Below are 9,577 nucleotides of genomic sequence, written 5' to 3'. Positions count from 1 at the left end.
GCTTGATGAAGGTCAGGCGGGTGACAATGTTGGGGTACTGTTGCGGGGTACTAAGCGGGAAGAGGTTGAGCGTGGTCAGGTTTTATCGCAGCCTGGTTCGATCGAGCCACACACGCATTTTGAAGCTGAGGTTTATGTGTTGTCGAAGGAGGAGGGTGGTCGTCACACGCCGTTTTTCCAGGGTTATCGGCCTCAGTTTTATTTTCGTACGACGGACGTGACGGGGCAGTGTGAGTTACCTGCTGACGTAGAGATGGTGATGCCCGGTGACAATGTGAATCTGAAGGCGCGGTTGATTGTGCCTATAGCGATGGAAGAGGGGTTACGTTTCGCTGTTCGGGAAGGTGGTCGTACAGTGGGCGCCGGCGTCGTTACTAAGATCATCGAGTAGCTAAACAGCTTTTATTAACACAGGAATAGGCGAATGGCGGTTAAAGTCAATAACCAGAAGATCCGGATACGCTTAAAGGCTTTCGATCACAAAATAATCGATCGTTCTGCGAGTGAGATTGTCGAAACGGCCCGTCGCACAGGCGCACTAGTTCGAGGCCCGATTCCATTACCAACACGAATAGAACGTTACAACCTTCTCCGCTCACCACACAAGTACAAGACATCGCGAGACCAGTTCGAAATCCGTGTGCACAAACGAATTCTTGACATCATCGAACCTACAGAAAAAACAGTTGATGCGCTGATGAAACTCGATCTTGCCGCTGGTGTGGATGTCGAAATCAAGCTGAGTTAGTCGACACCGAATATCACGGAGTAATGAAAATGTCCCTGGGTTTAATTGGTCGGAAGGTTGGAATGACCAGGATCTTTGATGAAACCGGTGTGTCTACACCGGTTACCGTCATTGAGGTTGAACCTAATCATGTGACTCAGGTTAAGACTGATCATACGGACGGATACAGCGCCCTGCAGGTGACGGTAGGCAGCAGACGGCCAAACCGGGTGACAAGCCCACTGAAAGGACATTTTGCGAAGGCCGGCGCAGCGCCCGGTCGCGGTCTGTGGGAGTTTCGGGTAGATGCCGAAACTGCCAGCCAGTACGAGGCGGGTGTGGCAATTCCGCTGGAGCTGTTTGAAGCGGGGCAAAAAGTTGATGTTTCTGGTACATCGATCGGGCGTGGATTTTCCGGCGTCATGCGCCGCCATGGCTTCAAGGGTGGTCGCGCAACCCACGGCAACTCCAAAGCCCATCGAAAAGCCGGATCAATTGGCCAGAACCAGGACCCAGGGCGTGTTTTTAAAGGAAAGAAAATGGCCGGGCAGATGGGCAATAAGGTCCGGACACAGCAGAACCTAGAGGTTGTGCGCATCGATGCGGCGCGCAATCTCATTTTGGTCCGAGGCTCAATTCCGGGGCCACGAGGCTTTGATGTTGTTATACGGCCTTCGGTCAAAGGACCGATGGCGCAAGCGAGTTAAATACTAAAAGGTATCAGGCAGTGGAACTTTCTGTGGTCAAGCTAGACGGTACGACAGGTCAGCAACTTGCTGTGTCGGAAGATGTCTTTGCCACCGACTACCGCGAACCGCTGGTCCACCAGGTTGTTGTGGCTTATCTGTCGGGCGCACGATCAGGCACCAGTTCACAGAAAAATAGATCCGACGTCAGAGGTGGCGGCTCGAAACCCTGGCGGCAGAAGGGTACTGGCCGTGCGCGGGCTGGAACCATTCGAAGTCCGATCTGGCGTGGTGGTGGCCGGGCATTTCCGGCAACAGCCAGAAGTTATAGTCAGAAAGTTAACCGCAAGATGTATCGGGCTGCGCTCAGATCAATACTGTCGGAACTGATTCGTCAGGAACGCCTACGAGTTTGCGACGAAATTAAGGTTTCCCAGCCCAAAACCAAAGCAATGACTGAAGTTCTTACTCAGCTCGGGTTAACCGGTCGGGTGCTGTTGGTCACCGCTGATTATGATCAGAATGTGTCTCTCTCCGCCAGAAATCTTTCAAGTGTCGAGGTCGTTGAGGCAGCGCAGGTCAATCCCGTCAGCCTGGTCGGCAACGATACAGTCGTTTTTACTGCTGACGCTTTACGGAAAGTTGAGGCGTCTTTGCAATGAATGCAGAAAGGTTACATCAGGTTTTACGCCGTCCGATTATCTCGGAAAAAAGTACCAATGCCGCTGAGAGCGGCCAGCAGGTCGTGTTTGAGGTACTGGCCGATGCTACCAAGAACGAGATCAAAACAGCCGTTGAGAGTTTGTTTGAGGTCAGTGTTGAGGGTGTCCAGGTGATCAATGTCCGGGGAAAAATCAAACGATTCGGAAAAACCCCAGGCAAACGGGCCAACTGGAAAAAAGCCTACGTACGGTTAGCAGATGGTGATGACATCGACTTTCTCGGCAGTGGTGCCTGAGTACTCGAAGAGACAACAAGGCAGGAATTATGACAGTCGTTAAACAGAAACCCACCACGCCGGGCCGACGTGGAATGGTCAGGGTGGTAACGCCTGGACTGCATAAAGGCAGACCGCAGGCAGGCCTAGTCGAGGCCAAGAAGTCTATCAGTGGACGAAACAACGCGGGCCGGATCACCGTGCGGCACCGTGGCGGGGGGCACAAGCGTCACTACCGTATAATTGATTTCAAGAGAACAAAAGACGGCATACCGGCAAAGATAGAACGCATCGAATATGATCCGAACCGAAGTGCACATATTGCACTCCTGCTCTATAGAGATGGCGAGAGACGATACATCATTGCACCGCGTGGTCTATCACAAGGGGATCAGGTTCAGTCCGGCATAGACAGTCCGATTCAGCCCGGAAATTCACTGCCCCTGCGTGTGATTCCGGTGGGCACAGTGGTCCACTGTGTGGAACTCAAACCTGGTAAAGGCGCTCAATTGGCTCGGTCTGCAGGTGCCTCGGTTCAGTTCCTCGGGCGAGAAGGCAGCTATGCACTCATGAGGCTGCGTTCTGGAGAGATGCGACGAGTTCATATTAACTGCCGAGCGACCATCGGCGAAGTAGGTAACGCCGAGAATTCACTGCGTAAGCTGGGCAAAGCCGGGGCAAAACGATGGCGCGGTATTCGACCTACGGTCCGGGGTGTTGCGATGAACCCGGTTGACCATCCTCATGGCGGGGGCGAGGGAAGAACCTCCGGTGGGCGGGATCCGGTCAGCCCGTGGGGGGTACCAACCAAAGGCTACAGAACACGTAATAACAAGCGGACCGGAACAATGATCATTCGTAGACGGAAGAAATAACCATGCCTCGTTCAGTTCGAAAAGGTCCGTTTGTGGATCATCATCTCTGGGTCAAGATCGTAAAGGCGAAAGAAGACGGCTCACGCCGGCCAATCAAGACCTGGTCCCGACGATCAGTCATCATGCCTGAGTTTGTCGGTCTTACGATTGCCGTCCACAACGGGCGTCAGCATGTGCCGTTGCTGATCACTGAGAACATGGTGGGCCATAAGCTTGGCGAATTTGCGTTTACTCGAACTTTTCGCGGTCACGCAGCAGACCGAAAAGTGAAATAGTCAGGAGGACGAACGCAGATGGAAGTCAGAGCTGTCTCTCGTTATATACGGATTTCACCGCAGAAGTGCCGCCTGGTCGCTGACCAGGTGCGTAGTCTGCCGGTGGGTCAGGCGCTTGAGCTTCTGCAGTTTAGTCCCAAAAAGGCAGCTGGACCGATTCGCAAGACCCTGGAGTCGGCGATCGCTAATGCGGAGCACAATGAGGGCCTGGATATTGATGAATTACGTATCAATATCATCATGGTAGACGAGGGGCCTGTATTGAAACGCTGGCGACCTCGGGCCAAAGGTCGTGCAACACCGATTATCAAACGAACTAGTCATATCACTGTCGCGGTGAGTGACGAAGATAAGGGGAAAGACTGATGGGGCAAAAGATACATCCAAACGGTTTTCGCCTGGGGATCATACGTGATTGGGATGCAAAATGGTTTGCTAGCCGTCGGCACTACGCGAAGAATCTTGTTGCTGACCAAAAGATCCGCAGTTTTCTGCGCAAGCAGCTGGCCAATGCTGCAGTCAGCAAGATAGAACTTCTACGCGCAGGCGAAAACCTAAATGTCACGATCCATACCGGTCGCCCCGGTATCGTGATTGGTAAAAAGGGCGAGGATATAGAACGTTTGAGGCGCCAGGTGCTGGCCATGAACAATCAAGTCCCGGTGCAGATTGCTGTAGAAGAGATTCGAAAACCAGAACTCGATGCCAGGCTGGTAGCCGAGAATGTCTGTCAGCAGCTGGAAAAAAGAATCATGTTTCGCCGGGCCATGAAACGGGCCGTACAGAATTCAATGCGCTTGGGTGCTAAAGGCGTGAAGATCATGATTTCAGGCCGTCTAAACGGTGCCGAGATAGCCCGTACAGAGTGGTACCGGGAGGGTCGCGTCCCGCTACACACCTTGCGTGCAGACGTCGACTACGGCTTTGCCGAGGCGCAGACAACTTACGGTGTCATCGGTGTCAAGGCATGGATTTTCAAGGGCGAGATCATGCCGGGCGAGGCTGAAGCCGAGTCAGCCCAGAAAACCCAGTCCGGGGCACAAGCCTGATTGAGGTAACTACGCTATGCTGCAGCCGAAAAGAACAAAGTTCAGGAAACAGCACAAAGGCCGCAATAGGGGTCTCGCTGAGCGTGGCAATCGCGTCAGTTTCGGCGATTATGGGCTCAAGTCTACTGACCGGGGCCGATTGACCTCACGCCAGATCGAGGCGGCCCGACGGGCGATAAACCGTTATGTGAAGCGTGGTGGCCGCGTATGGATCAGAGTTTTTCCAGACAAACCAATATCTAAAAAGCCGCTAGAGGTCCGAATGGGCAAAGGAAAGGGGAATCCTGAGTACTGGGTAGCACTCGTTCAGCCAGGTACCGTGCTTTACGAGATTCAAGGTGTAGACGAAACGTCGGCAAGGGAGGCGTTTAGGCTGGCAGGAGCTAAGTTGCCAGTGAGAACGATCTTTGTAAGTCGGCAGGCAGCGTGATATGGCAGATAAGTCGGTTAAACAGATGGGGAAAGCTGAGCTCGAAACCGAACTGCTTGGACTGCGTAAGGAGCAGTTCAACCTGCGCATGCAGAACAGTACAGGGCAAATGACTAATCCCTCCAGGTTCAAAGTGATTCGCCGCGAGATAGCCCGGATCAAGACACAAATGAATGAAATTGGCAGAGCTGAAACATGACAGAGCAGAACACCAGCCAGACGGAAAAAAGAACGCGAACATTTCAAGGTAGTGTTCTGAGTGCCAAGATGGACAAAACGATCACAGTTTTGGTTGTTCGCCAGATTAAACATGCGCTCTACAAAAAATATATCCGTCGATCATCCAAAATACATGCGCATGATGAGCAGAATGAGTGTCGCGAAGGGGATAAGGTGATCATCGAGGAATGCCGGCCATTGTCGAAGAACAAGTCTTGGCGGCTGGTAAAGGTTCTTGATCGGTAACAGTATCGAGGCAAAGTAAATGATTCAGGTTCAGACAATGCTGGATGTAGCGGACAACAGTGGTGCTCGCCGAGTTCAGTGTATTAAGGTGCTCGGTGGCTCCAAAAGACGCTATGCCGGTATTGGGGATATCATCAAAATCAGCATCAAGGAAGCAATTCCAAACAGCCGTGTAAGAAAAGGTGAGCTGTTCAACGCGGTTGTAGTGCGTACTCGGCACGGTGTTCGAAGGCCAGATGGATCGCTGATCAGATTTGATCGCAATGCAGCTGTATTGCTGAACGTACAGAATCAGCCCGTCGGTACACGAATTTTTGGTCCCGTAACCAGAGAGCTAAGATCGGAGCAGTTCATGCGGATCATTTCTCTCGCGCCCGAAGTGTTGTGAGGTGATTGAATGAGCAAGATCAGAAAGGGTGATGACGTTGTGGTTCTATCAGGCCGTGACAAAGGCAAACGCGGAACGGTGCTTCAGATTATTGAACATAGCCGGGTTCTGGTTGACAACGTAAATGTGATCAAGAAACACGTCAAACCGAATCCAAACCGAGGCGAGACCGGAGGCATTATCGAGAAAGAAGCGCCAATACAGTTGTCAAACGTCGCCCTATTCAATCCCAACACCAATAAGGCTGATCGGGTCGGGTACAGGGTACTTGAGGACGGTCGCAAGGTCCGGGTGTTTAAATCTGACGGTGAAGTGGCAGATCTTTAGTCAAGCAATTCGGAAAGATACTCATGACACGGCTTGAAAGTTACTACCAGGATACATTGGTACCATCGTTGATGGAAAAGTTTGGTTACCAGAGCGTCATGCAGGTTCCAAGAATTACAAAGATTACGCTGAACATGGGTGTCGGAGAGGCGCTGGTAAACAAGAACGCCATGGAATCTGCAGTTGCAGATCTTTCGGCTATTTCCGGGCAGAAACCCATCATCACAAAAGCACGAAAATCAGTTGCCAATTTTAAGGTTCGAGAGGGGTGGTCAGTCGGTTGTAAGGTCACACTACGGCGCGAAAGAATGTATGAGTTTCTCGATCGTTTGATTTCAGTTGCGTTTCCCAGAGCTAGGGATTTCCGCGGGCTGTCACCCAGGTCTTTTGATGGACGCGGTAACTATAGCCTGGGACTCAAGGAACAGATCGTATTCCCCGAAGTGGACTACGACAAAATCGATGCAATCCGGGGGCTTGATGTCACCATCACCACGTCAGCGCGTACCGATAAAGAAAGTGAAGCTCTGTTGAGGGGATTCAACTTTCCTCTTCGCAACTAAAGGAAGTTAATCATATGGCAAAAAATTCTACGGTCGCACGGGAAGTAAAGCGTCGTCGACTGGCTGAACTCTACAGTAAACAGAGGCTTCAGCTCAAACGACAGATAATAGATAGGAATTCTTCCTATGACGAACGTTGGCAGGCAATGATCGATCTTCAGAAACTGCCGCGGGATTCTTCGAAGAGTCGACAAAGAAACCGCTGTGCACTCACCGGGAGACCAAGGGGTTACTTCCGTAGATTTGGTCTATCGAGAAGCGCTCTTCGTGAAGTTATGATGCGCGGTGAAGCACCTGGTGTTACTAAGGCCAGTTGGTAGATAAGCAAGGGAGCACGTCGAATATGAGTATGTCAGACCCAATAGCGGATATGTTGACACGGATCCGCAACGGACTCACTCGGAACAAAGTGAGCGTCGCCATGCCTTCATCTGGTGTTAAGGTAGCTATTGCCAAAGTGTTAAAAGAAGAAGGTTTTGTAGATGGGTTTGCGGTAGAGGAGGTCGATCGGAAAAAGACCCTGTCGATAACTCTTCGTTATCACGATGGCGAACCCGTTATCGAACAGTTGTCCAGAGTCAGTCGCCCAGGTCGACGGATGTATTGCAGCGCAGGCGATATGCCGAGATTAAACAGCGGGCTGGGTCTAATTATGATTTCAACCTCTAAAGGGATCATGTCCGATCGCCAGGCAAGATCAGAGGGTATTGGCGGTGAGGTTATCTGCTCGGTCTGTTAGATCGAGAGCAATCGGTCTGAGGTCAATTTCCTATGTCCAGAGTCGCAAATAACCCGATAAATTTGCCCAAAGGTGTTCAAGTAACACTTAAGGGCGGTTCAATCAGTGTTAAGGGCCCGAACGGTGAATTGGGTCTTGTGCTATATCCAAACATTGAATTGGCACAAGATGAAGGTACGCTTCGTGTGAGCTTCAGCAGAGACATCGACCGGGCAATGGCAGGTACAACGCGGTCGCTGGTCAATAATATGGTAACGGGTGTATCGACTGGATTTGAGAAGAAACTCACCATTATCGGTATCGGATACCGCGCCCAGGCGCAGGGTGCAACGTTGACACTGAGCCTGGGATTTTCACACCCTGTTGTTTACAAGGTGCCCGATGGGGTCACTGTTGAAACACCGTCCCAAACCGAAGTTCTCGTCAAAGGTGCAGATAAACAGAAGGTGGGCCAGGTCGCAGCAGAAATACGCAGCTTTCGACCGCCTGAGCCTTACAAAGGTAAAGGCCTGAGATACAGCGACGAGCATGTTATTCGCAAACAGGCAAAGAAGATCTAGCATTTTCGACTGTAGGCAAAGAGTAAACATCATGAGCCAAAAAAAAGTTGCACGACTACGGCGCGCATCCAAAACCCGTAACCGCATACGTCGTCAGGGTGTCTTGAGGCTTTGCGTGTTCAAGTCGCCGAGACATTTTTACGCCCAGATCATCGATCAGGATGCCGGCCAGGTTCTGGTCAGCGCTTCGACGATTGAACCTGACTTTAAGAAGCAACTTGCGAGCGGTGGAAATGTCGAAGCCGCCGTAAAATTGGGTGCCCGTCTGGCAGATAAAGCGCGGGAAGCAGGTGTTATAGAAGTGGCTTTTGACCGTTCCGGATACAAATATCACGGTAGAGTTAAAGCCATGGCAGATGCTGCTCGAGAGGGCGGACTAAAGTTTTAGCATAAATATTAGCGAATAAATCATGGCAAGAAAACCAGATCAGATAGTGAGTGAAGGTGAGGGGTTTACCGAACAGTTGATTAATGTTCGTCGGGTCTCCAAGGTCGTTAAGGGTGGTCGGATATTCGGCTTTTCGGCGCTGACCGTCGTAGGAGATGGAAATGGTCGAGTGGGTATGGGACGTGGTAAAGCACGTGAGGTACCTGTTGCCGTACAGAAAGCGATGGAAGATGCACGACGAAATATGAGCAAGGTGAGTCTGAAGGGAGATACGATCCACTACAAAATAGTCGGGCGTCATGGCGCTGCAAGAGTCGTGATGCGGCCGGCGTCGGAGGGTACCGGTATTATCGCCGGAGGCACCATGCGTGCGATTTTCGAGGCAGTTGGTGTAAAGAACGTGTTAGCAAAAGTGATCGGCACCACCAATCCAGTGAATGTCAGCCGAGCGACGCTCGATGGTTTGCGCCGTATTCGAAATCCGCAAGAAACCGCAGCAAAACGCGGTAAGACTGTCGAACAGATTACTGGATAGGAATATTCGAGATGTCAGGTCAACGACTGAAGGTGACGTTGGTACGCAGCAAACGGGGCCGTGGGCGATTACAGCTCGCTTGCGTAAATGGGCTGGGGCTTCGACGAGTGAACCATAGTGTCGAGTTGGCGGATACCGCCGCTATAAGAGGCATGATCAACAAGGTCAGTCACCTGGTCAAGGTTGAGGAGATCGGAAATGAGGCTTAACGAATTAAGTCCTGAAGTGGGATCGCGTTCCGAGCGAAAGCGTGTCGGCCGAGGTCCAGGCTCCGGTTTAGGTAGGACAGCCGGCCGTGGAACCAAGGGACAGAAGTCACGTTCTGGCGGTTCGCTACCCCCTGGTTTCGAAGGTGGCCAGATGCCTCTTCAGCGGCGTTTACCGAAACGTGGTTTCAGGTCGCTTTCGCGTAGACGGGTCGCCGAGGTACGGCTTCACGAACTGATGCGCATCGAAAGTGGAGAGATAGACCTGGCTTCCTTAAAGGCAGCTGGTGTGATCAATCGTAATGCTATTCGCGCCAAAGTGATCGCCTCGGGCACAATCGATAAAGCGGTCGTCTTGAGAGGGGTCAGTACAACTGCGGGCGCTCGGGTTGCAATTGAACAGGCCGGAGGCCGGATCGAAGCTTAA

General features: G+C 51.7%; 21 protein-coding genes and 1 pseudogene. All 22 read left to right on the top strand.

Translation table 11 applies throughout. The features are described from left to right. Positions 1 to 391, top strand: a 391-nt coding sequence (gene tuf / locus MK323_13430; GenBank protein ID MCH2483151.1) for an elongation factor Tu, incomplete at its 5' end; no start/stop codon positions are given. A 33-nt stretch (positions 392 to 424) separates the two neighbouring features. Beyond that, positions 425 to 748 (top strand): 30S ribosomal protein S10, encoded by a 324-nt coding sequence (rpsJ, locus tag MK323_13425; protein MCH2483150.1) that lies wholly within the window; start codon positions 425 to 427, stop codon positions 746 to 748. A gap of 29 nt (positions 749 to 777) precedes the next feature. Beyond that, on the top strand, positions 778 to 1,434 hold the full coding sequence (gene rplC / locus MK323_13420; protein ID MCH2483149.1) for a 50S ribosomal protein L3: 657 nt from the start codon (positions 778 to 780) through the stop codon (positions 1,432 to 1,434). Between the two features lie 20 nt (positions 1,435 to 1,454). After that, positions 1,455 to 2,075 carry a 50S ribosomal protein L4 gene (gene rplD / locus MK323_13415; GenBank protein ID MCH2483148.1) on the top strand — a complete coding sequence of 207 codons (621 nt, stop codon included), beginning with the start codon at positions 1,455 to 1,457 and terminating at the stop codon, positions 2,073 to 2,075. Next, positions 2,072 to 2,371 carry a 50S ribosomal protein L23 gene (rplW, locus tag MK323_13410; protein MCH2483147.1) on the top strand — a complete coding sequence of 100 codons (300 nt, stop codon included), beginning with the start codon at positions 2,072 to 2,074 and terminating at the stop codon, positions 2,369 to 2,371. The genes rplD and rplW overlap by 4 nt, the downstream gene beginning before the upstream one ends. A gap of 29 nt (positions 2,372 to 2,400) precedes the next feature. After that, positions 2,401 to 3,225, top strand: coding sequence for a 50S ribosomal protein L2 (gene rplB, locus MK323_13405; protein ID MCH2483146.1), 825 nt, complete (start codon positions 2,401 to 2,403; stop codon positions 3,223 to 3,225). Positions 3,226 to 3,227: 2 nt separating this feature from the next. Continuing rightward, on the top strand, positions 3,228 to 3,500 hold the full coding sequence (gene rpsS / locus MK323_13400) for a 30S ribosomal protein S19 (GenBank protein ID MCH2483145.1): 273 nt from the start codon (positions 3,228 to 3,230) through the stop codon (positions 3,498 to 3,500). 18 nt (positions 3,501 to 3,518) lie between these two features. Beyond that, positions 3,519 to 3,866: a 50S ribosomal protein L22 gene (gene rplV / locus MK323_13395; GenBank protein MCH2483144.1), complete on the top strand. Its 348-nt coding sequence runs from the start codon at positions 3,519 to 3,521 to the stop codon at positions 3,864 to 3,866. Next, positions 3,866 to 4,553: pseudogene (gene rpsC, locus MK323_13390) on the top strand (30S ribosomal protein S3). The gene rplV and the pseudogene rpsC overlap by 1 nt, the downstream one beginning before the upstream one ends. A 12-nt stretch (positions 4,554 to 4,565) precedes the next feature. Next, positions 4,566 to 4,979: a 50S ribosomal protein L16 gene (rplP, locus tag MK323_13385; GenBank protein MCH2483143.1), complete on the top strand. Its 414-nt coding sequence runs from the start codon at positions 4,566 to 4,568 to the stop codon at positions 4,977 to 4,979. 1 nt (position 4,980) lies between these two features. Next, positions 4,981 to 5,178 carry a 50S ribosomal protein L29 gene (gene rpmC / locus MK323_13380; protein MCH2483142.1) on the top strand — a complete coding sequence of 66 codons (198 nt, stop codon included), beginning with the start codon at positions 4,981 to 4,983 and terminating at the stop codon, positions 5,176 to 5,178. After that, entirely contained in the window at positions 5,175 to 5,444 is a 270-nt protein-coding gene (rpsQ, locus tag MK323_13375; GenBank protein ID MCH2483141.1) for a 30S ribosomal protein S17, read from the top strand. Before rpmC ends, rpsQ begins: the two co-directional genes overlap by 4 nt. 19 nt (positions 5,445 to 5,463) lie before the next feature. Next, on the top strand, positions 5,464 to 5,832 hold the full coding sequence (rplN, locus tag MK323_13370) for a 50S ribosomal protein L14 (protein MCH2483140.1): 369 nt from the start codon (positions 5,464 to 5,466) through the stop codon (positions 5,830 to 5,832). Between the two features lie 9 nt (positions 5,833 to 5,841). Then, complete coding sequence (gene rplX / locus MK323_13365) at positions 5,842 to 6,159, top strand: 50S ribosomal protein L24 (GenBank protein MCH2483139.1); 318 nt, start codon at positions 5,842 to 5,844, stop codon at positions 6,157 to 6,159. 23 nt (positions 6,160 to 6,182) lie between these two features. Then, positions 6,183 to 6,722 (top strand): 50S ribosomal protein L5, encoded by a 540-nt coding sequence (gene rplE, locus MK323_13360; GenBank protein ID MCH2483138.1) that lies wholly within the window; start codon positions 6,183 to 6,185, stop codon positions 6,720 to 6,722. 14 nt (positions 6,723 to 6,736) lie between these two features. Next, positions 6,737 to 7,042, top strand: a complete 306-nt coding sequence (rpsN, locus tag MK323_13355; GenBank protein ID MCH2483137.1) for a 30S ribosomal protein S14 — start codon at positions 6,737 to 6,739, stop codon at positions 7,040 to 7,042. Between the two features lie 23 nt (positions 7,043 to 7,065). Continuing rightward, positions 7,066 to 7,461: a 30S ribosomal protein S8 gene (gene rpsH, locus MK323_13350; GenBank protein ID MCH2483136.1), complete on the top strand. Its 396-nt coding sequence runs from the start codon at positions 7,066 to 7,068 to the stop codon at positions 7,459 to 7,461. Between the two features lie 32 nt (positions 7,462 to 7,493). After that, complete coding sequence (rplF, locus tag MK323_13345) at positions 7,494 to 8,021, top strand: 50S ribosomal protein L6 (GenBank protein ID MCH2483135.1); 528 nt, start codon at positions 7,494 to 7,496, stop codon at positions 8,019 to 8,021. Between the two features lie 31 nt (positions 8,022 to 8,052). After that, the gene (rplR, locus tag MK323_13340; protein MCH2483134.1) at positions 8,053 to 8,409 is read left to right on the top strand and encodes a 50S ribosomal protein L18; all 357 of its coding nucleotides are present in this window, start codon (positions 8,053 to 8,055) and stop codon (positions 8,407 to 8,409) included. Between the two features lie 22 nt (positions 8,410 to 8,431). Further along, a complete protein-coding gene (gene rpsE / locus MK323_13335; protein MCH2483133.1) occupies positions 8,432 to 8,944 on the top strand; it encodes a 30S ribosomal protein S5 in 513 nt (170 codons plus the stop codon). An 11-nt stretch (positions 8,945 to 8,955) separates the two neighbouring features. Beyond that, positions 8,956 to 9,153: a 50S ribosomal protein L30 gene (gene rpmD / locus MK323_13330; GenBank protein ID MCH2483132.1), complete on the top strand. Its 198-nt coding sequence runs from the start codon at positions 8,956 to 8,958 to the stop codon at positions 9,151 to 9,153. After that, positions 9,143 to 9,577, top strand: a complete 435-nt coding sequence (gene rplO / locus MK323_13325; protein MCH2483131.1) for a 50S ribosomal protein L15 — start codon at positions 9,143 to 9,145, stop codon at positions 9,575 to 9,577. The genes rpmD and rplO overlap by 11 nt, the downstream gene beginning before the upstream one ends.

This window comes from Gammaproteobacteria bacterium, assembly GCA_022450155.1.
Taxonomy (GTDB): Bacteria; Pseudomonadota; Gammaproteobacteria; order Arenicellales; family UBA868; genus REDSEA-S09-B13.
This window is presented reverse-complemented; position numbering and strand designations above follow the sequence as displayed.